Source organism: Phaeobacter sp. S60, from assembly GCF_000826845.1.
In the GTDB taxonomy this organism is placed as follows: domain Bacteria; phylum Pseudomonadota; class Alphaproteobacteria; order Rhodobacterales; family Rhodobacteraceae; genus Phaeobacter; species Phaeobacter piscinae.
The window spans coordinates 698,306-722,796 of sequence record NZ_JSWJ01000003.1 but is presented as its reverse complement, the minus strand read 5'-3'; the positions used below and the strand labels follow the sequence as shown (position 1 = coordinate 722,796).

Sequence of the window (24,491 nt, the reverse complement as noted above, 5' to 3'; positions counted from 1 at the left end):
TTTGGCTCCGCTTTTTGGTTTCAGCCAAGTGAATAGGTGCGGAAGATTTGCTCATCGTGGATCAGCTCGCCCAGGCGCTCAAAGTCGCCCCGTTCTGCACGCCAGGTCAGATAGGCGCTCTGTGCCTCGCTGCTCTCCCAGATCTGAAAAATCACCATTTCTTCGCGCTCAGGGGCCAGCAGCAGATGCGCCTCTATACAGCCGGGAAACGCGCGGGTTTCCGGCATCATGGCCTGGGTTGCTGCGACCAACTCCTCGAACAGGCTGGGTATCGCTTTGACGGTAACAACAATGGCTTCTTTTTCGGAGGTTTTGGTCACGGGCTGTCCATCTCAGGCTGCTGTACTGCCGGGTGGCGGCACATTTTGGTTGCGTGTCTATCAGAAAGGGTAAGGGGAGCTGTTGACCATCATCACGGACATCTTGCCGCAATGCGGAGCAATATGCGGCAAGAAGTAAACGTAAGGGAGGCCAAAGACTGAGGTGTCCAGGATACAGGTGCGGGTCGTTTCGCCAAGTATAGTGGCTGACGCAAAAAACGGGCACCGCAGAGGCGCCCGTTTTCTGTGTTAGGGTCGCAGGAAACCTGCGCCGGTTTTACGATTTGGCGAGGTTGCGCAGCACATAGTGCAGCACGCCGCCATGTTCGATGTATTCAATTTCCGGCGCTGTATCGATGCGGCACTTCAGGGTGATGGTCTTGGTTGTGCCATCGCCATAGGTAATGTCGCAAGAGACCTCTTCTTGAGGTTTGATGGTGTCCAGACCGTGGATCGAGACGGATTCATCCCCGGTGAGGTTCAGCGATTTGCGGGTGTCACCACCGGTGAACTCAAACGGGATAACGCCCATGCCAACCAGGTTGGACCGGTGGATCCGCTCAAAGCTCTCGGCGATGACAGCCTTGACGCCCAGCAGGGCTGTACCCTTGGCCGCCCAATCGCGCGAGGAACCCGCGCCATACTGCTCACCACCGAAGACCACCAGCGGGATGCCCTGCTCCTGATAGGCCATGGAAGCCTCGTAGACAGAGGTCTGCTGACCATCGGGGCCTTTGGTGTAGCCGCCTTCGACGCCGTCCAGCATCTCGTTCTTGATGCGGATATTGGCAAAGGTGCCACGCATCATAATCTCGTGGTTGCCACGACGCGAACCGTAGGAGTTGAACTCACGCGGTTGCACCTGACGATCCAGCAGATACTGGCCAGCCGGGGTGGTGGTTGCAAAGGAACCTGCGGGCGAGATGTGGTCAGTGGTGACCATGTCGCCAAGGATCAAGAGCGGCTTGGCGTCCTTGATGTTGGAGATGGTGCCCGGCTCAGAGCCCATACCCTGGAAGTAGGGCGGGTTCTGGATGTAGGTGGAGGCTGCAGGCCAGTCGTAGGTTTCTGCATCGGTGGTCTCCACCGCCTGCCACTTCTCGTCACCTTTGAACACATCGGCATATTTCGACAGGAAGGCTTCGCGGGTCACGGTCGCTTCGACTAGATCTGCGATCTCTTTCTGGCTCGGCCAGATGTCTTTCAGGTAGACGTCATTGCCGTCCTTGTCCTGTGCGATCGGATCTGTCGCCAGATCAATGTCCATGGTGCCCGCCAGCGCATAGGCGACAACCAGCGGCGGCGAGGCCAGGTAGTTGGCGCGCACATCGGGGCTGATGCGGCCTTCGAAGTTGCGGTTGCCGGACAGGACGGAGGTCGCCACCAAATCACCCTCGGCGATGGCATCGGAGAGTTCCTGCTGGATCGGGCCGGAGTTGCCGATACAGGTGGTGCAGCCATAGCCAACGAGGTTGAAGCCGATCTTGTCCAGATCTTCCTGTAGGTTTGCGGCCTCCAGATAGGCGGAAACCACCTGCGATCCGGGCGCAAGCGAGGTTTTGACCCAAGGCTTGCGATCCAGACCCAATGCCGCGGCCTTGCGCGCCACAAGGCCCGCACCGATCATCACATAGGGGTTGGAAGTGTTGGTGCAGGAGGTGATCGAGGCGATCACGACCTTGCCGCTTTCCATGGTGTAGTCTTCGCCTTTGACAGCGACTTCCTTGCCCATGGGACGCTTAAAGGTCTCTTCCATTTCCTTGCGGAATGCAGCCTTGGCGCCAGTCAGGGCAACATAGTCCTGCGGGCGTTTCGGGCCGGAGATCGCAGGCACGATGGTGCCCATGTCGAGGCTCAGCGTGTCGGTGTAGATCGGAGCATAATCCGCATCGCGCCAGAAGCCGTTTTCCTTGGCGTAGGCTTCGACCAGCGCGATACGATCTTCGTCGCGGCCGGTGTTGCGCAGGTAGCGGATGGTCTCATCATCGATCGGGAAGAAGCCACAGGTCGCACCATATTCGGGCGCCATGTTGGCGATGGTCGCACGATCCGCCAGCGGCAGCGTGTCCAGACCCTTGCCGTAGAATTCCACAAATTTGCCAACCACACCTTTGGCGCGCAGCATTTCCACAACCTTCAGCACGAGGTCGGTGCCGGTGGTGCCCTCGACCATGGCGCCGGTCAGCTCAAAGCCGATAACCTCAGGGATCAGCATGGAGATCGGCTGACCCAGCATCGCGGCCTCAGCCTCGATGCCGCCAACACCCCAGCCCAGAACGGCAGCGCCGTTGACCATGGTGGTGTGGCTGTCGGTGCCGACCAGCGTGTCAGGGTAGGCAACCATATCGCCGTTCTGATCCTCATCCGACCAGATGGTCTGGGCGAGATATTCCAGGTTCACCTGATGGCAGATGCCGGTGCCCGGCGGGACAACGCGGAAGTTGTTGAACGCGCCCTGGCCCCATTTCAGGAACTGGTAACGCTCCATGTTGCGCTCATACTCGCGGTCGACATTCATCTGGAACGCGCGCGGGTTGCCGAATTCGTCGATCATGACGGAATGGTCAATAACCAGATCAACCGGGTTCAGCGGGTTGATCTTCTGGGCGTCGCCCCCCAGCGCCTTGATACCGTCGCGCATGGCGGCGAGATCCACAACGGCGGGAACGCCGGTGAAATCCTGCATCAGCACGCGGGCCGGACGATAGGCGATTTCGCGCGGGTTCTTGCCGCCGTTGGCGCCCCATTCGGCAAAGGCCTTGATGTCGTCAGTGGAGACGGAGAAGCCGCCATCCTCAAACCGCAGCATGTTTTCCAGCACCACTTTCAGGGCGGCGGGCAGTTTGGCAAAATCGCCAAGGCCGGCCTCGGTGGCTGCGGGGATCGAGTAATATGAGATCGACTTGCCACCCGCGCTCAGCTTGCGGCGCGTCTTGGCATTGTCCTGTCCGACGGTGATAGGCATGTTTGGCCTCCCTCTGGGATGTGAATACAGGGAATTCGCTACCGGCTATCTGCAACAGGTCGGGCGTGCATTCAATAGCTGAAACGCCGCAGGCGACATTTTTGTATGCAATAGTACACAAAATTTGCGCCAACGTCGCATTTCGCTTCAAATAGGCCTGTGCACGACGGTCTCAAGAATGATTGATTGGTCATTTCAATCGGCCGCGGCTACATCGGTAGATCAGAGCAAAAAGGGTTCTATGCATGAAGTTTTTCGCATCGCTTGTCATGGCCGCGTGGATGGCGCTGCCAACCGGGGCCACCGCCCAGGGCGGTGGACCGGCCACGGATCTGGTGGTGGTGGAGCTGTTCACCTCGCAGGGCTGCTCCTCCTGTCCGCCCGCAGATGCGCTGTTGCAGCAACTGACAGCGCGGCCGGATGTGTTGCCTTTGGCACTGCATGTGGATTATTGGGACTATATCGGTTGGAAAGACCAGTTTGCCGACCCGGCCCACACCCGCCGTCAGAAAGGCTACGCACATGAAGGTGGCCGCCAGATGGTTTACACACCGCAGATGATCGTGAACGGCCAAGATGATGTGGTCGGCGCAGATGCAATGAAACTGAGTGAGACAATCGAGGCCCATAAGGCAAGGCCGAGCTCGGTGGCGATGACCATCGACGGCAGCCAAAGCGGCACGGGGGGGGTCGCCGTTCAGCTGCGTCGCGGGGACACAGCACCGGTGTTGTCCGGTCCAATATCGGTGCAGCTGGTGCGTTATGCGCCGCTGAAAACTGTCGATATCTCGCGAGGAGAGTTGGCGGGCCGACGCCTGGATTATGCGAATGTGGTGGAGCAGATTGACCGCGTGGCGGAGTGGGACGGGCAGGGCACATTGCAACTGACGGTGACGCTGACCGACACGCGTCCGGCGGCGCTGCTGGTTCAGCAGGCGCCCTATGGTGCCATCCTTGCGGCGGCGACACTCAACTAAGCGGCATCTCGGGGTCAGTCAGAGCTGGATCTTTGTCCCGTCGGCGAGGATTTCGGGATCGGCACATAGGGTTTCCAGCGCCGATGAACCCAGAACCATTGCCCCATGTGCTGGCGCACCAGATCCTCCAGCCGTTTGCAAACGGTGGTTGTCATGGTGACCGGATCAGAGGGGGCAATCTCCTCCTGCAGGATAATTTCAAAATCAAGGCCGTTGGGCTGGCGAATGGCATAGACCGGGATCATCGCGGCCTTATATTTCAGCGCCAGTTCTGCCGGCACAATGGACGTCACGGCGGGTTCACCAAAGAAATCAATGTTGACCCCGCCATGGGCGTGCAGATCCGCGACAATCGCAATGATGCCGCCCTGCTTCAGGTGACGGACCATCTCCATCATGCCGCGTTTGCCCTGTTCGAACATTGGCTTGCCGGTCTTTTCAATTGCTTGCACGTAGTGATCGTTGAAATAGGGGTTGGCCATCCGGCGATAGAGCGCCCCCATGGAAAAGCCGCGCCGGATCAGATTGGCGCGGGCGGCGTCGTAATTGCCGAAATGGCCGGTGACCAGAATGACCGGTCGCCCCTCCGCGCGGGCGCGGTCCAGCGCGGGCAGGCCGGGGCCGGAAACCGGCGCCGCCCAGGCGCGCTCCAGGAACGGCTGTCCGGCATAGAGCTCGGCGACGACACGACCGATATTGTCGCTCACCTCATCGCAAAGCCGCGCGACATCCGCCTCAGGTAGCTCAGGACAGGTGAGCGCAAGATTGTCACGGATCCGTTTGTGAAACCCCACCAGAGGGGCAGCTTTGCGCATGACCCAGCCCATCGCCGGAATACGCTTTTCATAGGGGATCAGCCCAAGCGCCCCGATAAGGCCACGCAGCGCCAGATTGCTGGCGTAGTAACTGGCGCGGCGGCCTGGGGACAGGGTGGAGGGATCGACGGGCATGTCCGGAGGGCCTGCAATTGGAGAGACAATATCGCCGCGACCATAAACGGCAGCGCAGAGAGGCACAAGCAAGCCCGGCGGTGATCCGCAGCAGCGGGCCGCCCTCAGCGCAACTGCGTCTCTGACGGCGGCGGGGTATCGAGGCCACAGGTCAGCGATGCCAAGTCTCAGCTACGGATCAGCAGATAGGGCGCGGGCAGGGGTGCTGATCCGTTGGCAGGGCGCCTTCGATCACTGCGGTATCCGTTGAGGCCTCGTCTCAATGTGGCGGCGCAGATGCGCGTGGTCGGGCATCAGTTATCTCTAGGACTGTCGACATATGTGTGCGACCGCAGGCAGGAAGACACAGGCCAATGCGGAGACCTGATCGCGCGGGCTTACTCTTCTTCTTCATCCTCGGCTGAGCGAAGTTCAACCTCACCGGAGTTCACCAGCTCACGAAGGGCGTTGACGATGTTGCTCATGGCAGTTTCGCCGACACTGCGTTTCACTTTGCCGCGCTCGCTCACCTCTTCGCGTATGTTGTTGGCCATGCGGCTGGACATATTGGCCAGCATGAATTCGCTGGTCTCGACATCTTCCTCGCCTGTGGAGAATGCAATTGCTGTCACCAGATCCTGCTGCGCCAGAACACGGGCAATTTTCGGCACGTCCACCGGGCTCACCCGCTGGGCGATCAGCGCATAGGTGAAGATCGATTTACGTACGTCGCCGGCAAATTCCTCGTCTTCCTCGTCCAGGGCGGTCAGCACCTCATCGCGTTTGCCGGCGGCCGCCTGGGTCAGGATCGCGCCCATGCGCTGGCCCGGGGTTTCGTCAAACGCGACCTCCGGCCGCGCCTCAATCTGCGCGGCGAGGGACAGGCCGATGCGATCCACCGTATCCGGGGTTACGGCGGCAGTCTGGCTGACGGCATAGGTAATGCGGCGCGCAACGGGACCGGGCAGGTGGATCAACATCTGCGCCGCCTTGGTGGTGTCCAGCTTCGACAGGAGAACGGCGGCGACTTCGGTGCTTTCGGCCTCAGCCAGCTCGGCGAGATCCTCTGGCGGCAGGGCACGCAGACGCTCCCATGGGTCACCAAACTGGCGCACGCCCGCTTCCTTGCGCAGGCGACTGGCGGTCTGGCGGCTGATCTTGCCCTCCATCGCGGAGAGCGCACCGGCCAGCCCATTGGGGAAGGACAGCCCGACATTGTCCAGCATTTCGGCAAATTCACCGGCCACCTCATGTAGAGTGTCGCGGTCGATCAGCCCCATGCGGCCCATCTGCTGTGTCAGTTCGATCTGAAGATCATCGGGCAGCGATTCCAGCGGAATATCGGCCCCTTCATTCAGCAGCAGGCGCACCACGATGGCGGCTTTTGCCTTGCCGCTGAGTTTGGATTTGGCAGCCGGCAGACCGCCGCCGCCCATGGCAGGCATATCCAGCGCGCCACCGCCCATGCCGCCCATGCCCAAGTCACCACCGCCGAAATCGCCGCCCAGATCCATACCGCCGAGCGGAGCCGGGGCGGAAAAATCACCCAAATCATCTGAGGAGGCCGCCATGGGAAGCGCCAAAGCATTTTCATTCTGCATTTATGAGCCCTAGCCAAAAAGATTCTCTTTCTGTTGTCTCCAATCTAGGGGCAAAGCAGTAAATAAATGCTGAAAATCAGTAGCTTTGCGTCTGTCCGGACAAAAGAGCGTCTCGCAGGGAGACTTCGGCCCAGCTGTCGCTGCCGCCGGTGGCGCGAATGATCTTCCACTGTTCCAGCGCAAGCCCGTATTTTCCTTCGGTTACAAACCCTTGACCCATGTAGGAGCGCGCAAGGTGGTTCTGCGGATCCTGCGCGATGGCCTGAGTGTAATAGGACATCGCCTGATCGGAATAGCCCTGCTTACGATAGGTAAAGCCCCAATAGGTCAGCACCCGGCTATCCGTTTGGTCAGGCATCGCCGCTAGCACCATCTGCGCGTCGCTGTAGCGCCCGGCATAGGCGAGTTCGCGCACCGCATCGTACAATTCGTCAGGGTCCAGGGAGGATTGCTTGGGCGCGACGCAGCGCTGTTTCTGATCGTCCCAGACCTTCGCGCCTTTGCAGGTTTTGGTGGTGTTGGTCGGTTTTGGCGCCGCGCTGTCACCGCTTCCGGCGGCAAATGCGCTGCCGGCAAATGCCGCAAAGAGCACCAGCGCGGTTAGGGGCGCGCAGCTGGCGCGCATCGCAGATGCAGGTAGAGAGCGGGCATCGGGGGCATTATGTGTCAGCATGACAGGCATCAGTTTGTCCTTTTGTCGCGCGCGCCGCAGCTCTGCGGCTTGTTGGATCGCTCCACCTTAGACGGTTGGCCGCAACCGCGCGATAACAAGACGGTGAGACGCCGTGTCAGACCAGCCTTGCCATAGAAAAAGGGGCCGCCCTGTCACTGACAGAACGGCCCCTTATTGTGGTTGCTGATGAACTCCAGCTTAGGCGCCAAACACCCGCTTGAAGATCGTGTCGACATGTTTGGTGTGATAGCCCATGTCGAATTTTTCGTTGATCGCCTCCTCGCCAAGGGCGGCAACCACATCAGCATCCGCCAGCAGCAATTCGCGGAAATCAACGCGATCTTCCCAGACTTTGAGGGCGTTGCGCTGCACCATGGCATAAGCATCTTCGCGGCTGACACCGGCCTGCGTCAGCGCCAGCAGTACCCGCTGCGACATCACCAGACCGGGGAATTTATTCATGTTGTCCAGCATGTTCTCCGGGAAGACCAGCATCTTGTCGATGACGCCAGCCAGACGGTTCAGCGCAAAGTCCAGCGTCACGGTGGCGTCGGGGCCGATGCCGCGCTCAACGGAGGAGTGAGAGATATCGCGCTCATGCCAGAGAGCCACGTTTTCCATCGCTGGGATCACTGCCATACGCACCAGACGTGCAAGACCGGTGAGGTTTTCCGTGAGCACCGGGTTCTTCTTATGCGGCATCGCGGAGGAGCCTTTCTGCCCCATGGAGAAGAATTCCGCCCCCTCCAGCACTTCGGTGCGCTGCATGTGGCGGATTTCCACCGCGATGTTTTCGATTGAGGAAGCGATCACCCCCAGCGTGGCAAAGAACATCGCGTGACGATCACGCGGGATAACCTGGGTCGAGATCGGTTCGGGGCTCAAGCCGAGCTGCTCACAGACGTGTTCTTCAACGCGAGGGTCTATATTGGCAAAGGTGCCAACCGCGCCGGAAATCGCGCCAGTGGCGACTTCGCTGCGCGCGTTTTGCAAGCGCTGTTTGTTGCGGTCCATCTCGGCGTAGAAACGGGCAAAGGTCAGACCCATGGTGGTCGGCTCGGCGTGGATGCCGTGAGAGCGGCCAACCCGCACGGTGTCTTTATGTTCCAATGCGCGTTTTTTCAGCGCGGCCAGTACCTTGTCCATGCCACCCAGAAGAATATCGGCGGCACGCACCAGCTGCACATTGAGGCAGGTGTCCAGCACGTCAGAGGATGTCATGCCCTGATGCACAAAACGCGCTTCTTCAGAACCAACGTGTTCGGCAAGGTGCGTGAGGAAGGCGATGACGTCATGTTTGGTGACTGCTTCGATTTCGTCGATGCGGGCGACGTCGAATTCGACATCCTTTGCTTTCCAAACCGCGTCGGCGTTTTCGCGCGGGATCACGCCGAGGTTGGCCATGGCTTCGCAGGCGTGTGCCTCGATCTCGTACCAGATCTTGAATTTGGTTTCCGGCGACCAGATGGCAACCATTTCAGGACGGGAATAGCGGGGGATCATGGGCAGCAGCACCTTTTCATAGCAGGGCAGAAGGGAAGCGGATGATGCCGCGGGTCTTAGAGCAGCGCGCCTTACAGGGCAAGGGTGGGGCTGCGCGCCGCGACAGAAAGCCCGCAAAAACAGGTCCCTTATTGTGGGAAGGCTGATGCTCGGTCTGTTTATGCCACGCGACTGCCCATAGCCTGCCGATAATTGGGTCGCGCGTCAGTCACGGTCGAAGCCCCCTATTTGCAAAGGGGCTCGTGGTGATTTCATCGGGCCGGGGGACGGCGCTCCGGTCAGAACGGCAGATGCGCGGGATCTACATCTGCCTCGCTCTCCGGCTCATCCAATCGGGTGGTGACCTTGGCGCCATGTTCCAGCGTGCGATGCACCGGGCAGCGGTCGGCGATCTCCAGCAGCTTTGCGCGCTGATCCTGGGTCAGATTGCCGCTGAGGTAGATCACACGGGTGAACTGGTCGATCTGCGCGGGACCGGAGGGCAGCGCGTCCTGTGCATGAACCTTGTCATGACAGACATCGACGCTGACGCCTTCCAGAGGCCAGCCCTTGCGGCGGGCATACATGCGGATGGTCATGGAGGTGCAGGCACCCAGCCCCGCCGAGATGAACCCATAAGGCGTCATGCCGCGATTGCTGCCGCCATAGGCCAGAGGCTCATCCGCATAGGTGTGATGGCGCGGGCCGGACTGGATATCCTGCAGGAACCCATTGGGATCCGCCTCGGTGACGCGCAAAACGCCCTCGGGCGCGCCGGGGGGAGGCGCGGGGGGCGACAGATCGATATAGCGCCCGGCCCAGGCGGCAATGACATCAGCGGCATATTCCGCATCGCGAGGCCGCGAAATCAGGTGATCGGCATCATCCAGGGTAATGAAGCTCTTGGGGTGTTTCGCCGCGACAAAGATATCGGCGGCATTGTCGATGCTGACGGTGGCATCCAGCGGCGCGTGCATCACCAGCAGGGCGGCATCCAGATCGGCAAGGGCGCTGGTCAGCGCTTCGGCGCGGATGTCATCGACAAATTGCTTGCGGATCAGGAACGGGCGGTCGGCCAGACAAACCTCAGCGGCGCCGTCGGCCTCAATCATCTCCAGCGCGTCACCAAACTGATGCGCCACATGGGACGGGTCAGAGGGCGCGCCCAGCGTGACAACACCGCGAACCGATGGCAGCCCGGCCCGCGCCCGCAACACCGCAGCGCCGCCCAGCGAATGACCGATCAACAACGATGGCGCCAGCCCGCGCCCGGCCAGATACTGTCCCGCCGCCACCAGATCGGCGACATTGGAGCTGAAGTTGGTATTGGAGAACTCACCATCGGAATGGCCAAGACCGGTGAAATCAAACCGCAACACGGCGATGCCCATCGCCGCCAGACGGGCTGAGATGCGCCGCGCGGCGGGGATGTCCTTGGAACAGGTGAAACAATGGGCAAAGAGTGCTGTGGACAGGATCGGCCCTTCGGGCAGGTCCAGCCGCGCAGCCAGCTGGTCACCGGAGTGGCCGGAAAAAGAAATGCGTTCGGTGGGCATCAGGCTCGCCTTTATCTGGGGGTCACCCTAAGGTGCGGCGACAGGCGGGCGGGCACAAGGCATCCGCCGCCCACGTCACGGGAAGGTGAGGGATATTGACAACAGACCGTTTGGCCGAGGCCTGCGCAGGCATCGGAGGTTTCGCGCCGCAAGATGCGCGTGACCAGCAGATGTGGCAGCGCCTGACCGCGTTTTGCGCGCGCGAACCAAAGGCGTTTGAACGAGATCCAACGACCGGCCATGTGACGGGATCGGCCTTTATCCTGTCACCCGATCTGTCAGCGGTGCTCCTGACCCATCACGCCAAACTGGACCGTTGGCTGCAACTGGGGGGACATTGCGACGGCATCGCCGACGCCCGGTTCACGGCCCAGAAAGAAGCCTATGAAGAAAGCGGTCTGGCCCGGATCAGCCTGCTGTCTGATCAGGTGTTTGACATCGATATCCACGAAATTCCTGCCAACAGCCGCGAGGCGGCGCATCTGCACTATGATGTGCGCTATCTATTTCGTGCTGAAGCGGGCGATATCCGTGCCAGCGCGGAGTCTAAGGCGCTCGCCTGGGTGCCGTTGGCAGAACTGGCACAGTATAGCCAGGCGGAGAGTGTGCTGATCTTGCAGGAAAAACTGGCCCGGTTGCACAGCGCAGGCTGCTAAGCGCCCCACAGGATCAGCGGCCGTTCGCCATGTGGGGCACAACCGCCTTTTAGTCGCCGCTCATTGCGGCGGCGGCATCACGGCTTTCCCATCAACGCGGGATCAAACGGGTAGGTGGTGAGATTCTCATATCCGTCCTCGGTGATCAGCACCTGATCCTCCAGCTTGATCGAGAAGTCACCACCTTCGGGGGAGACCAGCGCCTCAACACAGAGCACCATGCCCGGCTCCAGCTCGTAATCAAAGGCACCCTCGACCATGGCATCCGGGTAGGCCACCAGCGGCCATTCATCGCAAAGTCCGACGCCGTGCATCATGCAGCCGTATTTCTGATTCTGGAACTGCGCATCCAGAGGGTGGCAGTGGCGCGACAGCTCCTGCAGGTTCACGCCGGGTTTCAGCATCTCCATATTGCTCTGGATATGCTCGACCCCGTGTTGCATGGCATAGACCATATCTGCGGGCGGGGGGCGGTCACCGATCCACCAGCTGCGCGAGATGTCGATGCAGATCCCGTAGGAGCCGACCAGATCGGTGTCAAAGCTGACGATTTCATTGTTCTGGATGATCCGCCCGCCGCATTCCTGAAACCACGGATTGGTGCGCGGGCCTGAGGTCAGCAGGCGGGTTTCGATCCACTCACCACCGCGGCGGATGTTTTCGGCATGCAGCACGGCCCAGACGTCATCTTCGCTGATGCCACCGCCGGGTATGGCGCTGCGGGCATAACGCTCCATCTCGGCGACGGCGGTTTCGCAGGCGTGATTGGCGCAGCGCATGGCGAGGATTTCGTCCGGGCCTTTCACCGCGCGGCATTTTTCGGTCAACTCCTCGCCGGGGAAGACCTCAAGCCCCTGTGCCTCAAGCGCGCGCAGCCCGTGCAGCATGATCTTGTCCACCGCAAGACGCGTGTTGCCGCCGCTATGCTCCGCCAGCAGAGTGCGCACTTCATTGGCGAAGGCGTCCGCCGCCACATCCACCTTATCGCCCCGATCAAAGTAAAACAGATCGGCCCCGGCCCGCTGCTCGCGCACCAGAGGGTTGAATTCACTAAGAAACGGCGCCTGTTTGTAATCCCACATCACCATATAACCATCGGCGCAGATCAGCAGCGCGCGAAACGGGTTGTGGGTGTTCCACAGTTGCATATTGGTGGAATCCGTCGCGTAGCGGATGTTCATCGGATCAAACACCAACAGTCCGGCATAATCGCGATCGTTGATGAACCGGGTGAGCCGCTCCCAGCGATAGCGCCGCATGGCCTGAAGATCGGGCAGTTGAAGACCCGCAGCCGCCCATTCGCCGAAGGCCAGCCGGGTCGGCCCAATTTCGACCCGGTCCTGATCATTGGGTGTGTTGTCGCCAAGGGTGGCACCGCGCGTGGGGTCGATCTTGCGGGTGTCGCGGTAATGCTCGTTCATCTCTGGCTCCGTACTCGACATCGTCTTGAATTGGCCGCTGGACATCTCTGTCCAATGTGGCTCGTGCCGCGTAGATGAGTCGCCACCAAATGCGACCGCGCAAACGGTCGTTTTCAGGCAGATATGAATGGGTCAGCCTGTCTCACGTTGCGGGTGGCGCTGCGCGTCTGGCTTGCTACAAGGTGTCATGACCAAGATTCTGCAAACACGCCTGCCGTATAATCCGCTGGAGGAGCGCAAGCTGCCCGGTATCCAGCCCTTGGCGCCACAGGACTGGTTGCACTTTGATGAGGCGTGCGCGGGCCAGATGGCAGAGCGGGAGCGGCTGTTGCAGCAGTGCCGTTCGCAGGTCCTGTATTGCGCGCCCGAGGCCATGCCAGCGGCCTCTGAGCTGTTGGAGGCAGTTTTGGCGCAGCTCTACCCGGACACGGCCCGGACCCATGTGGTCCGCCCCGACGGGGTCGAGGTGGCATTGGATTGGGAAGATCCGCTGGGCACGCTTGGCCGGATTGCCCAGCAGGATTTCTGCATTTTGGAAAAACCGGAGGGCGCGCAAGAGCATGTGTTGACCGGCGCGATCCTGTGCTTTCCCGCAAATTGGACGCTCGCGGAGAAAGCGGGGCGGCCACTGATTGCCATTCACGCGCCGGTCGACAGCTATGATTCTGGCATTGCTGCACGGGTGCAGCGGCTGTTTGACGGGGTGCAGGTGGGGCGGCCGATGTGGCGGTTCAATGCGTTGTGGTACGCCGATGCGACGCTGCACCAGCCGCGTCGCGCCAGTGGCGATCGCCCGCGTCCCGGCGCCGAAACGGCGGGCTATATGCGCAGTGAGCGGCAGACGATCCTGCGCCTGCCGCAGAGCCGCGCCGTTGTGTTCAGCATCCACACCAGTGTCGTGACCCGTGAGGATGTGATGGCCCAGTGGGGGGCACCGGCAGCCTCGCGCTGAGTGTGGACCAGGAGGTCTAAAAGGCGATGGCAGCCGAGCTTTGCAGCGCAAGAAGGGCCGTCGCGCCGCAGACGATGTGAAGATGGCCACGCAGCTGCGGGCTGCGCAGGAGATGGCTGGTGGTTGCGATCATCCGCTGCGGCATGGCCGCCAGAAGACCGCCCAACCGGGCAACGGCGGCACCGCTGCCGCGGGGCTGTGTCATAACCGCTTTGGCGCGGGCCCGCGCCCGATTGCGCGCCTCGACAGCATGGCGCCCGGTGGCGCGGGTGTCCGGGGACTGCAACATTGCGGCGTAATGTTCTTCCAGCTGCGCAACCGTTACTTCGACCGGCTCAAAACAGGCGCGTCCCCGCAGGCGCCCATTTGCAACAGGCTTGGCGCCGCTGGCAGGCTGCGGCGAAGGCGGCGGCGTATCAAGGGCGGCGTCAATCGGTGTCGCAACAGGGGCGTCCGCCTCGGGTGTCGTTTGCGGGCTGAGCGGGGCGCTCGACTTGGCGGCTTGGCTGTCGGCGATATCTGCGGCGATTTCGGTCACAGGAGAAATGTCAGGGGTGGCGTGGTCTGCAACAGCCTCCGCGTGGGTTTCCACCTGTGTTTCCGCGTCTTCAAATACCCCAAGGAAAGCGTCACGGGTCAGGGTGAAGGGCACATGCAGCCAGTCCACCGTCGCGACATCCAGATCCTCGGCCAGGCGGCGCAGGATCATCGCCAGCAACATCTCGCTCAACTCCACATCGCAGTGGTCCGGGTGGTTCGGGGTCAGCGTCACGCCAAGCGAACTGCGCAGCGGTGTCTCGGTGCTGTCAGTACCGGCCGCACTGGCCTGCGTTGGTTTGATCGGATGGCGGCGGTAGCGCAGTTCAACCCGGTAATGATCACAATCAAGTCGGATCAGATTGGGGTTTCGTGATTGGAACTGGCGCACGCTGTGGCCGTATTCTTCCAAGGTATCGACCACAGCAGTCGAGCCGCTGGACAGCGCATCTGGGTCCCGAATTTCAAAACCCAGCTTGCCTTTATACTGATCTACCTGTGTCACCGTCAGGGTCCTCCGCTCAGGTGCTTCAGCAATTAAGTTAAAATTTGAAATGGCAGAAAGTGAGGCGGTGACAGCTGAGAGGTAAAAAATTCCTTTCTAATTTGACGATTGTATTGTGATTGATTTAACATCTTGAAAATTAACGGTAAAATGATCATCTTCCCTGTGCGCCTCTTCGAATTTGGGCAAGAACTGGGCAGCTGACGGCCATATTGATGCCGTAGCCCTTACAAATCGGGCGTGAGGCCAACAGTGTTTCTGATTGAGTGACGTGCCGGCAACCTTGAGGGCTTGCGGGGAACGAACAGGCTGCGCCGGGGGAGGGGTGGCAGTGTTGAAACTCTGAAGCGACAGCCCGGTCGGCAGCCAATGGGTCAACCAAGGGCAGTGCCCTAGGCGGTCGGGGCACGTCTGTCAGCCAAGTTTGGCCAGGGGCTGGGGCTCTGCAAACAGCGGGGCTCCGCAAACGAAAAAGGCGCCCCCAAGTGATGGGAGCGCCCAGTAAATCTGCGTGATCGGGGGTCAGCAGCTGTAGTACATGCCGTATTCAACCGGATGCGGCGTGTGTTCGTAGGTTTCCACCTCTTCCATCTTGAGGGCGATGTAGCCTTCGATCTGGTCTTTGGTGAACACGTCGCCCTGCAGCAGGAAGTCGTGGTCGCCTGCCAGCGCTTCCAGCGCTTCGCGCAGGGAGCCGCAGACGGTGGGGATATCGGCCAGCTCTTCTGCGGGCAGATCATAGAGGTTCTTATCCATGGCTTCGCCGGGATCGATCTTGTTCTTGATGCCGTCCAGACCAGCCATCAGCAGTGCGGCAAAGCACAGGTAGGGGTTCGCGGCCGGATCGGGGAAACGGGCCTCGACGCGCTTGGCTTTCGGGCTTTCGGTCCATGGGATCCGCACGCAGCCGGAGCGGTTGCGGGCCGAATAGGCGCGCAGAACCGGCGCTTCAAAGCCAGGGATCAGGCGCTTGTAGGAGTTGGTGGACGGGTTGGTGAAGGCGTTCAGTGTCTTGGCGTGCTTCAGGATGCCGCCGATGAAATACAGCGCCTCATTGGAGAGATCTGCGTATTTGTCGCCCGCAAAGAGCGGCTTGCCGTCTTTCCAGATCGACATGTTCACATGCATGCCGGTGCCGTTGTCGCCATAGATCGGCTTCGGCATGAAGGTCGCCGATTTGCCATAGGCGTGAGCCACATTGTGGATCACATACTTGTATTTCTGCAGCTCATCAGCCTGTTTGGTCAGGCTGTCAAAGATCAGACCCAGTTCGTGCTGGCAGGAGGCCACCTCGTGGTGGTGCTTGTCGACCTTCATGCCCAGACGCTTCATGGTGGACAGCATCTCGGAGCGCAGATCCTGGGCTTCGTCGATGGGGTTCACTGGGAAGTAGCCGCCCTTGAGACCGGGGCGATGACCCATGTTGCCCATCTCATATTCAGTGTCGGTGTTCCAGGAGGCGTCGGTTGCGTCAACCTCGAAGGACACTTTGTTGATGGTGTTGGAGAAGCGCACATCATCAAACAGGAAGAATTCCGCCTCGGGGCCCATATAGGCCACGTCGCCGATGCCGGAGGACTTCAGATAGGCTTCGGCCTTCTGCGCGGTGCCGCGCGGGTCACGCGGGTAGGCTTCGCCGGTGTCGGGCTCAACCACGGAGCAGTGGATGCAGATGGTTTTCTCGGCATAGAAGGGATCAACATAGGCCGAGGTGGTGTCGAGGATCAGCTTCATGTCGGAGTTTTCGATCGACTTCCAACCGGCGATGGAGGACCCATCAAACATGAAACCTTCTTCGAGGAAGTCTTCGTCCACCAGGTCAACGTCGATGGTCACATGCTGGAGCTTGCCACGTACATCGGTGAAACGAATGTCGACATAGGCCGCATCTTCGTCCTTGATCATCTTCAGAACTGCGTCTGCGCTCATTTCCAATGGTCCTTCTGATCTTATAATCTTGTGTGTGTCCGGGCTGCCGCGCCCATCAGCGACGGCGGGCACCCCTGTGTTCTTGTGTCAGGCTTAGAGCGCGTCCGAACCGGTTTCACCGGTGCGGATGCGGATGGCCTGCTCTACGGGGGAGACAAAAATCTTGCCGTCACCGATCTTGTCGGTCTTGGCCGCGGCCACGATGGCCTCAATGGCGGCGTCGACCTGATCGTCGTCCAGCACCACCTCGATTTTCACCTTCGGCAGAAAGTCGACGACGTATTCGGCACCGCGATAGAGTTCGGTGTGACCCTTCTGGCGACCAAACCCCTTGACCTCGATCACCGACAGGCCTTGCACGCCCACGTCCTGCAAGGCTTCCTTCACCTCGTCCAATTTGAACGGCTTAATGATGGCTTCGATCTTTTTCATCGGCATGGCTCCTCGCAACCTTGTCGAGAGAGGTCAGATCACTTCTACTGAGCGGGGACAATAATAGCCGCAAGCGCTGCGGCGAAACTGCGCATGATTTCGCAGTCTCTGCCTAAAAATTAGGCACAGCGCCTGATTTTCGCGCAATTTTGAATCGCGACATGACCACGACATGAAAAAGAGGCCCCTGACATGACAGAATTGCTGACCGCCGCCCAGATGCGGGCCATCGAACAGGCCGCGATTGCCGCTGGTGAGGTGACCGGGCTGGAACTGATGGAGCGGGCCGGGCAGGGCGTGGTTGCGGCCATTTTTGAGCAATGGCCGGAGCTGGATGCGGATCTTGGTTGCCAGGCCGGGGAGGCTGCCCCCCGGCCTCAGGTCCCCCCCCGGGATAATTCAGGCCAGAAGATGGGCGGCGAGGCCTCACGGCGTGCGGTGGTTTTATGCGGACCGGGCAACAACGGCGGCGACGGTTTTGTGGTGGCGCGACTTTTGAAGGAGCGCGGCTGGGATGTGGAGGTGTTTCTGTATGGACCCCCGGACCGGCTGCCGCCGGATGCGAAAGTGAATTATGAGCGGTGGCGGGCGATTGGCCGCGTAATGGAGTGGACCGCGCAACAGGTTGGCGAGGAGGCTGCGGACCTGTTTGTTGATGCAATTTTTGGCGCAGGCCTGAAACGGGCGCCTGCGTGCGAGATCCTTGAACCGCTGACCAAGCTTTACACCGAGGGCAAGACGTTCGCGCGAATGGTTGCAATTGATGCGCCAACGGGGCTGTGCATGGTCAGCGGCCGCGCGCTTTGTCCGGAATTCGGGGCGGTCTGGAGCTGGCTTACCGTCACCTTTCACCGGCCACGTATCGGCCATTTCATTGATGAGGGGCCGAGTTACTGCGGAGCAATGAGGACCGTCGACATTGGGCTGGGTGGGCATGATTGGGGTGAGGCTGCACGACAGGCAGTGGCCGACCTTCATCGGCTTGAGAAGGGCCGGGGAATGGGGCGGGTCGTTGCTACTCTCATGTCGCCAGAACTGGTCTCGCCGTATCTTGGGAAGGAAACGGACGAGCATAAGTACACCTACGGCCACGCGCTTGTCCTCTCGGGCGGCCATGGAAGGTCCGGGGCTGCGCGGCTGGCCGCCCGCGGTGCGTTGCGGATCGGTGCGGGGCTGGTCACGGTTGGCGCGCCACGTGCGGCGATGATGGAAAACGCCTGCCAGCTGACCGCGATTATGTTGCGACAGATGGATGGCGCGGATGAGCTGCGCACGCTGTTGCAGGACAGCCGTCTCAACGCTGTTTGTCTTGGGCCGGGGCTTGGGCTGGACGCTGATCGTGAGGGCTTGGTTCTGGAGGTCTTGCAGGCAAACCGCGCCACGGTTCTGGATGCAGATGCGCTGACGCAGTTCGAGGACCGTGCTGAGGCGCTGTTTGAGGTGCTGCACGAAAACTGTGTCATCACCCCGCATGGCGGTGAATTTGCGCGGCTCTTTCCAGATCTGGCAGAGAAACTGAACGCGCCAGCCACAACCGGCCCCGTCTATTCCAAGGTGGACGCCACCCGTGAGGCAGCAAAACGCGCGGGCTGCGTGGTGCTGTTCAAGGGGCCGGACACGGTGATCGCCGCGCCGAACGGGCTCTGCTCAGTGAATTCCGCCCACTACGACCGCTCCGCGCCCTGGCTGGCGACTGCCGGGTCCGGCGACGTGCTGGCCGGGTTCATCACAGGCTTGATGGCGCGCGGATTGGACCCGATGCAGGCAGCAGAAACTGCTGCATATCTGCATGTCGAATGCGCGTTGAACTTCGGCCCGGGGCTCATCGCTGAAGACCTGCCGGAGCAAATTCCGGCTGTTCTGCGCAAGCTTGATATTTTCTAAGCGGGCGGCGGAGGGAAGGCGTGGAAAAGTTTTGCCCAATGAGTGCTTTCCCTTTTGCATCCGCTGAAAAGCTTTGCTATTGAGCGCGACACGGTGGGCGCGCCCATCGTCAGGATGCGGGTGTGGCGGAATTGGTAGACGCACCAGATTTAGGTTCTGGCGCCGCAAGGCGTGGGGGTTCAAGTCCCTTCACCCGCACCATTTATTCCTTGATATTGCGGAATTATGCCTCTGCTGTGCAGTGTTGGCCCCCACCTTAATGTTCGTTGGAGGCCGGAAATAGGCTGTAGATCTGCGCAACAGCGTAGGCTTTGTGCGCGCATTCAAATGAGATGTTTGGCGTAATTTTTCCGACCGAACCCTGCGATAGAATCTGTCCCAGCCCAACGGCCGACGCGGACAATGGGTGGCCCGCGTCACAGTGACATACGTCACTTCGTCGGAGCTGAACTGTCCTGCAATCAGATATCCTCCCGCACGCTTCAAGGGCCTAAGCTAGGTGAATATCAGGCCGCCGCCCTGCGCTTTGGCTGAAGCTATTGCTCGTTGGCGTCCCCGCATTGGATCAACATTGCGAGTATCGTGACTGGGGCCAACGTAACAAATTGCGAAAAAAGAAATTTCTGAAGGAGTTGCGGCCTGTGAGCTGCAAAATCGCAATCTTGTTGTGCGTCTAACCTCCGGGTTGAATGGTTGATCAGGGGCGCTGCCTTTAGTGGTACAGGCGGTCCTGAGACTACAAACGAAAGGACTGAAGATGACATGGAGAGAGCGATGCATGAGGACAATATGATCAGGCTCGCGCATATCTGCCTGGGGGGCTTGGAACAATCGGGCCTCAGGCTTCATGCTGTGCCAGATATCTCGGAGTTTCAAGCGCGTATGGCGCGTATCGGTAAAGCCAGCAATCATCCCATGCTTTCACCGGATTGGCACGATTTCACCTCAGTTGAGGCGTTTGGCATCGTATTCTGTATCGATGGTGAGGACGTCGGCGGGGTCGCCGCGCGGTTTATAGACATCGGGGAGGACAGTCTCGCACGTCACTGGGCTTCAACATATTCCAGGCTCTATAACTCCGGCGCGGGATCTCCGGTTCGGGCGTTCTCTAGCACTGCAGCAAAGGAAATATCGGGTAAAATCGTGTATCTGGGTGAGCTGTTTCTAAACGCCGAGAATCGCAAGGGCAAGGTCAACTGGAGGCTGGTCTTTCACTACCTCTTTTCTCTGGCTCATTTGAAATGGAAACCGGCATGGACCTATGGCTTTGTGCGGCAGACCGACGTCCTCTCCGGCAAGGCAAGCCGCTATGGCTTCACGCGACAGCACATCGGCCCGCAAGAGTGGGAGGTCCATGTGCCCAGCCGCAGTTCCAGTGAATATCTCGTAACTTTGCCTCGCATCGACCTGCAGGAGGCGGCCGCATTCTATGTCAAGCATCCAGAATTCTTGCTCGATCCCGCCTCTCGATTTGGCGATCACGCCGGGAAGCAGTAGCTGAGCACAAATCTCTCGCCGTTGGGACTAACAACCGGTAGCTGTAGGCGAAAATATTCTACTTTTGCGGCTGGAACTCCATCTGGTAAGGGGATCCGGACAGAAATAGGGGCGGAAAGCGCTGGGGTACCCTGCTGCGACACGTCGTAGTAGCTCCGCACAAGATCCATCCGTGATCGGGTGTCGAAACCTTCAACCAGTCGCTTTAGTGCATCAGCAGAGTTTGTTCCGAGTTTCGTTGCTGCCAAGCTTCTGGCGCCGAGTTCGAGGGGTTCAACAGTGGTATCCGCTACGTCCGGTGCCTTGATGATATCGAAGTGGTCACGGAGGCCTTCGTGGCACACGAGGTGACCTGACTGCTGATGCCACCACCTCAGCAACAGGGGGAGCACATTGCCCCCTGTTGCGAATTGTGTCTCGTTATCCCAAATACTTAATCTCTGGTGGGCAACTCTCATCACATCGGACAGCACCCGTGAGGCTTGCCGATTGACCTCGGATTGATAGCCGGGACTAGGGGCCAGGCTCATTCCGCCATCCAGTCCCATCAAGTGTTCATGACTGACCCCTAGTACAGATGCCAACTTGAAGGTTGTGAACACCCCGGGTTCATGGCCACCTTTCCATACTTTTGAGAAATATCCGGGGGACTTGCCGATCAATTCGGCCAATTCTCCTTGGGATCTTCCATCTGCAGAAATCAGTCGCTTCCAATGATCTATTAGGCTGAGTGTCATCATTGTAGAGCTCTTGAATATTTTCAAATATCCACCCGGAATAGTTGACCAGATGTACCTATGTCAAGAGTGTGGGCCGTGCACGAACAACTTATAGCTGCGGTCGACTGCGCAGATGAACTGATGATCAATCAGTTCCGGAGGAATGATGTCTCAGAGATTCAGGGAAGAGTATCGGGAGGCCGTCAGCCTTCTTTGTCAAGTTTCTGAGCTTGAGGACGGTGAGCAGAGAGAAGCCCTTTTGCACTCTTTAGCAAAAAGTCCCGTTCTGCCGGAGCTAATTGATACCATACTTCGAGCAATCGTTGCTGGTCACCAGCCGGAGCTTGACCGTCTTCTGGATAGAAAAAGCGGTAGATGAGAGGCGCTTCTGACAGTTGGATCCGGCGGTTGCCCTTCAATATCTTGTTGATCTTGTCAGCTGAAATACCGGTTTCCCTGGAGAGGCGTGCTTGCTCTCCGCGACATCCCTCCAGATGTCTCGACAGCCAATCGCGGTTTATTACTTCCATAGGTCCATTTCCACGATAGCCCTGACGTTGTATCTTGGGGTGAAATCACAGCCTATCTGATATCACATATTGCGAAAAACGCAATTAATTCTACAAAGGGGAACCAGCAGACCCTGTGGCAAGCTCGCTGAAACTGTATGCAGATTCGCTGTTGGTACAGGTGTTTGCTGGTACGATCTTAAGGGTTTCAATGCCGCGGCCACGATCGGTTCCCTCCGATACGGTTATTGACATGACAATGGTTGTCGGCCCCCTGCGGCCTGCGTGCCCTCTGTCCGAAGCCGATCATATCAGAGACTGCGTATCGCTTTGATGCCCGTATACCTGTGCCGAGGTACGATTGGTGCCTCGACCAAGCTGTTACAAAGTTGAAGGCAACCGGCATGGCCTTCAGGTCCCTTTCGGACGGGACAGGGAGTATTTACCAGCCATTGCCTGTGTTCTGCCAACATGTACCTGGGGCGGAGGTGCTCGCGCAGTGTATGTAGCTTTTGGCGCAAAGGGATCAGGCAGAGCTATCATCACATAGGCGTGAGCTTCCATCTACAGGAGGTGCTTTTCCCTCTTGACGGTCGTCGATCCAGCGGCGCTTATCGGGTTTGAACAAAAGGAAGCCCTGTGATCAGCCGTGTCCTCATCATTCTTGTTGCCTTGCAACTCGTTGTTACGAGTGCATTTGCGCATGTGATGCCGATGCCTGAACACTGCGTGGAGCCGGTGGCTCATCACATGCATGGGGAAGGGGTTTCCCTTCTTCAGGATCAGGTCGTTGACCTCGCCTTCGAGACGGAGCAGCAGCCCAAGCCCTTGGGACTGCTGCATTGTGCCAGCGTTGCTTGCACGGATCAGTTCGGTGACGCGTCCGTTGTCGATCTGAACAAGGACTTTCGGATTGCCGATCTGAACCCCAGCGAACCGCGTATGGTTCTGCAATCCGTCCTTCTATCTCAACTTCGGCCACCTTTGGCCTGAGAACGCCTGTCAGGCGTTGATTGCGGCGTTGCCTGAGCAGGCGCGTTGAGCAATCCGATCTCATGCTGCCTCTACGGGTACAGGCCCGCGGCGCATCTGATCCTTTCACTTCTCCCTTCTCTGCTATTGGCAGTGACCTTCTCTTCGCGAGGCCAATCACGGTCTACGCTCACGGAATACACATGAAACACACGAATTTTCTGCGGCCTCTGGCCGTGGTGCTAGGGCTTGCACTCGGGGTGCCCGCGCAGGCCGACACCTATGACATCACCGTTGACAAGATCCGGATTGATACCGGCACGTTCAAGAAAAACGGAATTGGCTACAATGGCAGCCAGACCCCATCTATCCTGCATTTCCAGGAAGGCGAAGATGTGGTCATCCGCGTGAAGAACAATTTGCGCGAAAGCACCTCGATCCACTGGCATGGCCTGATCCTGCCGTTTCAGCAGGACGGTGTTCCCGGCATCAGCTTCGATGGCATCAAACCGGGCGAGACCTTCACCTACCGCTTTCCGATCGAGCAGGCAGGCACCTACTGGTTCCACAGCCACTCAGGATTTCAGGAGCCGGACGGCGCTTACGGCGCCATCGTGATTTCGCCGAAAGGCGGCGAAGCGGTGCCCGCTGATCGCGACTATGTGGTCCAGTTCACAGACAAGCATCCACACAGCGGGGCACGGGTCTTTCGCAATCTCAAAGCTTCGGCGGACTATTATAATCGCGCCCAGCGTACTGCGCAGGACCTGATCGAAGACGCCGGTGCCGAAGGGCTGAAAGCTGCGCTGCAGGACCGCAAGATGTGGGGGGCAATGCGGATGATGCCCACCGATATCGAGGATGTTCAGGGGTTCACGCCTCTGATCAATGGCGCAAGCACGCAGCAGAACTGGACCGGGATCTTCAAGCCGGGTGAGAAGGTGCGCTTGCGCCTGATCAACTCCTCGGCCACGACCTATTTCGACGTGCGGGTGCCGGGTTTGAAGATGACCGTGGTGCAGGCCGACGGCAACGACGTGAAACCCGTCGCGGTGGACGAATTGCGCATCGCCGTCGCCGAGACATACGATGTGATCGTGCAGCCGCGCGAGGCCAAGGCCTATTCGATCATTGGCGAGAGCGCAGGGCGGACCGCAACGGTGCGTGGCACGCTGGCCCCGTCCCAAGGCATGGTCGGACCCATCTACAAGATGCGGCCTGAACCTCTTCTGACCATGGCCGACATGGGCGGCATGATGTCCGGGATGGAGCATTCCGGCATGGATATGGCTGGCATGGACATGTCGGGGATGGATCATTCCGGGATGGACATGAGCGGTTTCGACATGTCCGGAATGGATCATTCCGGCCATGACATGAGCAGCATGGAGATGTCCGGGATGGATCAGTCCGGGACCGATACCGGCGGCATGGACATGACCAGCGGGCTGCCAGTCGTTCCGGCCGAAGGGGCCAAGGGTGCAGCCTTCTACGCGCCGGGCAGCGGTCTGATCCCGACGGCGGCGAACGGCGGCAAATTCCTCGGTTACGAGAACCTCGCAGCGCGCAAGCCGCTTTATCGTGACCGTCCCGCCACGCGTAAGATCGAGATCCGTCTGACCGGCAACATGGAGCGCTACATCTGGTCGATCGACGGTGTGAAATATGAGGATGCGGATCCGATCCGCCTGAAATACGGCGAGCGAGTTCGCTTCAAATTCGTCAATGAGACCATGATGGCGCATCCGATGCACCTGCATGGCATGTGGACGATCATCGACACCGGCAAGGGCCCCTATGACCCAGTGAAACACACGGTCAGCGTGGCGCCGGGCACGACGCTCTATACCGAAACGGAAGTCGACGCCCCCGGTCAGTGGGCCTTCCACTGCCATCTCTCCTACCACATGGCCGGCGGCATGTTCCGCAAGGTCATCGTCGAAGGCGGCCCGTCCTGATGGTCCCGAATTTCAAG

Annotated in this window: 20 protein-coding genes and 1 tRNA gene; 8 read left to right on the top strand and 13 right to left on the bottom strand. The window is 59.6% G+C overall.

The window, feature by feature from the left end:
* Window positions 1-20 precede the first annotated feature (20 nt).
* Both OO25_RS04875 and acnA read right to left on the bottom strand, forming a co-directional pair.
* Window positions 21-320, bottom strand: coding sequence for a putative quinol monooxygenase (locus OO25_RS04875; RefSeq protein WP_052465589.1), 300 nt, complete (start codon window positions 318-320; stop codon window positions 21-23).
* Window positions 321-597: 277 nt separating this feature from the next.
* Complete coding sequence (gene acnA / locus OO25_RS04870; protein WP_040169521.1) at window positions 598-3,285, bottom strand: aconitate hydratase AcnA; 2,688 nt, start codon at window positions 3,283-3,285, stop codon at window positions 598-600.
* A gap of 245 nt (window positions 3,286-3,530) precedes the next feature.
* Here acnA and OO25_RS04865 point away from each other — a divergent pair, with 245 nt between their 5' ends.
* On the top strand, window positions 3,531-4,262 hold the full coding sequence (locus OO25_RS04865; RefSeq protein WP_040178696.1) for a thioredoxin family protein: 732 nt from the start codon (window positions 3,531-3,533) through the stop codon (window positions 4,260-4,262).
* 14 nt (window positions 4,263-4,276) lie between these two features.
* Here the strand turns inward: OO25_RS04865 and OO25_RS04860 are convergent, their stop codons facing one another.
* From OO25_RS04860 to OO25_RS04840, 5 genes are all read right to left on the bottom strand, one after another.
* A complete protein-coding gene (locus OO25_RS04860; RefSeq protein WP_040178695.1) occupies window positions 4,277-5,212 on the bottom strand; it encodes a lysophospholipid acyltransferase family protein in 936 nt (311 codons plus the stop codon).
* A gap of 377 nt (window positions 5,213-5,589) precedes the next feature.
* Window positions 5,590-6,792: a flagellar motor switch protein FliG gene (locus OO25_RS04855; RefSeq protein WP_040178694.1), complete on the bottom strand. Its 1,203-nt coding sequence runs from the start codon at window positions 6,790-6,792 to the stop codon at window positions 5,590-5,592.
* 76 nt (window positions 6,793-6,868) lie between these two features.
* Window positions 6,869-7,474: a hypothetical protein gene (locus OO25_RS04850; RefSeq protein ID WP_040178693.1), complete on the bottom strand. Its 606-nt coding sequence runs from the start codon at window positions 7,472-7,474 to the stop codon at window positions 6,869-6,871.
* A gap of 189 nt (window positions 7,475-7,663) precedes the next feature.
* The gene (gene purB / locus OO25_RS04845) at window positions 7,664-8,968 is read right to left on the bottom strand and encodes an adenylosuccinate lyase (protein WP_040178692.1); all 1,305 of its coding nucleotides are present in this window, start codon (window positions 8,966-8,968) and stop codon (window positions 7,664-7,666) included.
* Window positions 8,969-9,246: 278 nt separating this feature from the next.
* Window positions 9,247-10,503, bottom strand: a complete 1,257-nt coding sequence (locus OO25_RS04840) for a bifunctional alpha/beta hydrolase/OsmC family protein (protein ID WP_040178691.1) — start codon at window positions 10,501-10,503, stop codon at window positions 9,247-9,249.
* Window positions 10,504-10,598: 95 nt separating this feature from the next.
* Here OO25_RS04840 and OO25_RS04835 point away from each other — a divergent pair, with 95 nt between their 5' ends.
* Entirely contained in the window at window positions 10,599-11,159 is a 561-nt protein-coding gene (locus OO25_RS04835; protein ID WP_040178690.1) for an NUDIX hydrolase, read from the top strand.
* 77 nt (window positions 11,160-11,236) lie between these two features.
* Here the strand turns inward: OO25_RS04835 and dddP are convergent, their stop codons facing one another.
* Entirely contained in the window at window positions 11,237-12,580 is a 1,344-nt protein-coding gene (dddP, locus tag OO25_RS04830) for a dimethylsulfonioproprionate lyase DddP (protein ID WP_040178689.1), read from the bottom strand.
* Between the two features lie 187 nt (window positions 12,581-12,767).
* Here dddP and OO25_RS04825 point away from each other — a divergent pair, with 187 nt between their 5' ends.
* Window positions 12,768-13,532 (top strand): DUF3445 domain-containing protein, encoded by a 765-nt coding sequence (locus tag OO25_RS04825; RefSeq protein ID WP_040178688.1) that lies wholly within the window; start codon window positions 12,768-12,770, stop codon window positions 13,530-13,532.
* 16 nt (window positions 13,533-13,548) lie between these two features.
* On the opposite strand, the gene OO25_RS04820 is transcribed toward OO25_RS04825, so the two are convergent.
* The 3 genes from OO25_RS04820 to OO25_RS04810 form a co-directional block, all read right to left on the bottom strand.
* Window positions 13,549-14,574, bottom strand: coding sequence for a hypothetical protein (locus tag OO25_RS04820; RefSeq protein ID WP_040178687.1), 1,026 nt, complete (start codon window positions 14,572-14,574; stop codon window positions 13,549-13,551).
* A gap of 522 nt (window positions 14,575-15,096) precedes the next feature.
* Complete coding sequence (glnA, locus tag OO25_RS04815; protein ID WP_040169501.1) at window positions 15,097-16,503, bottom strand: type I glutamate--ammonia ligase; 1,407 nt, start codon at window positions 16,501-16,503, stop codon at window positions 15,097-15,099.
* Between the two features lie 93 nt (window positions 16,504-16,596).
* A complete protein-coding gene (locus tag OO25_RS04810) occupies window positions 16,597-16,935 on the bottom strand; it encodes a P-II family nitrogen regulator (RefSeq protein ID WP_014874894.1) in 339 nt (112 codons plus the stop codon).
* 192 nt (window positions 16,936-17,127) lie between these two features.
* Here OO25_RS04810 and OO25_RS04805 point away from each other — a divergent pair, with 192 nt between their 5' ends.
* The 3 genes from OO25_RS04805 (at window position 17,128) to OO25_RS04795 (ending at window position 20,316) form a co-directional block, all read left to right on the top strand.
* Window positions 17,128-18,819: a bifunctional ADP-dependent NAD(P)H-hydrate dehydratase/NAD(P)H-hydrate epimerase gene (locus OO25_RS04805; protein ID WP_040178686.1), complete on the top strand. Its 1,692-nt coding sequence runs from the start codon at window positions 17,128-17,130 to the stop codon at window positions 18,817-18,819.
* 116 nt (window positions 18,820-18,935) lie between these two features.
* Window positions 18,936-19,020 (top strand) — tRNA-Leu (locus OO25_RS04800).
* Between the two features lie 573 nt (window positions 19,021-19,593).
* A complete protein-coding gene (locus OO25_RS04795) occupies window positions 19,594-20,316 on the top strand; it encodes a hypothetical protein (protein WP_139044753.1) in 723 nt (240 codons plus the stop codon).
* On the opposite strand, the gene OO25_RS04790 is transcribed toward OO25_RS04795, so the two are convergent.
* Entirely contained in the window at window positions 20,298-21,056 is a 759-nt protein-coding gene (locus OO25_RS04790; protein WP_040169493.1) for a helix-turn-helix transcriptional regulator, read from the bottom strand. The genes OO25_RS04795 and OO25_RS04790 overlap by 19 nt on opposite strands.
* A 182-nt stretch (window positions 21,057-21,238) precedes the next feature.
* Window positions 21,239-21,565: a hypothetical protein gene (locus OO25_RS04785; RefSeq protein WP_040169491.1), complete on the bottom strand. Its 327-nt coding sequence runs from the start codon at window positions 21,563-21,565 to the stop codon at window positions 21,239-21,241.
* Window positions 21,566-22,183: 618 nt separating this feature from the next.
* On the opposite strand from OO25_RS04785, the gene OO25_RS22445 reads away from it, so the two are divergent.
* The gene (locus tag OO25_RS22445; RefSeq protein ID WP_082035021.1) at window positions 22,184-22,537 is read left to right on the top strand and encodes a hypothetical protein; all 354 of its coding nucleotides are present in this window, start codon (window positions 22,184-22,186) and stop codon (window positions 22,535-22,537) included.
* Window positions 22,538-22,719: 182 nt separating this feature from the next.
* Complete coding sequence (locus tag OO25_RS04775) at window positions 22,720-24,474, top strand: copper resistance system multicopper oxidase (RefSeq protein WP_040178684.1); 1,755 nt, start codon at window positions 22,720-22,722, stop codon at window positions 24,472-24,474.
* The last annotated feature ends 17 nt before the right edge of the window (window positions 24,475-24,491 follow it).

What these genes read in the sequence shown, in the direction of transcription:
- acnA (WP_040169521.1), bottom strand. Translation starts at nt 3,285, where the DNA reads ATGCCTATCACCGTCGGACAGGACAATGCCAAGACGCGCCGCAAGCTG.
- OO25_RS04865 (WP_040178696.1), top strand. Translation starts at nt 3,531, where the DNA reads ATGAAGTTTTTCGCATCGCTTGTCATGGCCGCGTGGATGGCGCTGCCA.
- OO25_RS04860 (WP_040178695.1), bottom strand. Translation starts at nt 5,212, where the DNA reads ATGCCCGTCGATCCCTCCACCCTGTCCCCAGGCCGCCGCGCCAGTTAC.
- OO25_RS04855 (WP_040178694.1), bottom strand. Translation starts at nt 6,792, where the DNA reads ATGCAGAATGAAAATGCTTTGGCGCTTCCCATGGCGGCCTCCTCAGAT.
- OO25_RS04850 (WP_040178693.1), bottom strand. Translation starts at nt 7,474, where the DNA reads ATGCCTGTCATGCTGACACATAATGCCCCCGATGCCCGCTCTCTACCT.
- purB (WP_040178692.1), bottom strand. Translation starts at nt 8,968, where the DNA reads ATGATCCCCCGCTATTCCCGTCCTGAAATGGTTGCCATCTGGTCGCCG.
- OO25_RS04840 (WP_040178691.1), bottom strand. Translation starts at nt 10,503, where the DNA reads ATGCCCACCGAACGCATTTCTTTTTCCGGCCACTCCGGTGACCAGCTG.
- dddP (WP_040178689.1), bottom strand. Translation starts at nt 12,580, where the DNA reads ATGAACGAGCATTACCGCGACACCCGCAAGATCGACCCCACGCGCGGT.
- OO25_RS04825 (WP_040178688.1), top strand. Translation starts at nt 12,768, where the DNA reads ATGACCAAGATTCTGCAAACACGCCTGCCGTATAATCCGCTGGAGGAG.
- glnA (WP_040169501.1), bottom strand. Translation starts at nt 16,503, where the DNA reads ATGAGCGCAGACGCAGTTCTGAAGATGATCAAGGACGAAGATGCGGCC.
- OO25_RS04810 (WP_014874894.1), bottom strand. Translation starts at nt 16,935, where the DNA reads ATGAAAAAGATCGAAGCCATCATTAAGCCGTTCAAATTGGACGAGGTG.
- OO25_RS04805 (WP_040178686.1), top strand. Translation starts at nt 17,128, where the DNA reads ATGACAGAATTGCTGACCGCCGCCCAGATGCGGGCCATCGAACAGGCC.
- OO25_RS04795 (WP_139044753.1), top strand. Translation starts at nt 19,594, where the DNA reads ATGCATGAGGACAATATGATCAGGCTCGCGCATATCTGCCTGGGGGGC.
- OO25_RS04790 (WP_040169493.1), bottom strand. Translation starts at nt 21,056, where the DNA reads ATGATGACACTCAGCCTAATAGATCATTGGAAGCGACTGATTTCTGCA.
- OO25_RS04785 (WP_040169491.1), bottom strand. Translation starts at nt 21,565, where the DNA reads ATGGAAGTAATAAACCGCGATTGGCTGTCGAGACATCTGGAGGGATGT.
- OO25_RS04775 (WP_040178684.1), top strand. Translation starts at nt 22,720, where the DNA reads ATGAAACACACGAATTTTCTGCGGCCTCTGGCCGTGGTGCTAGGGCTT.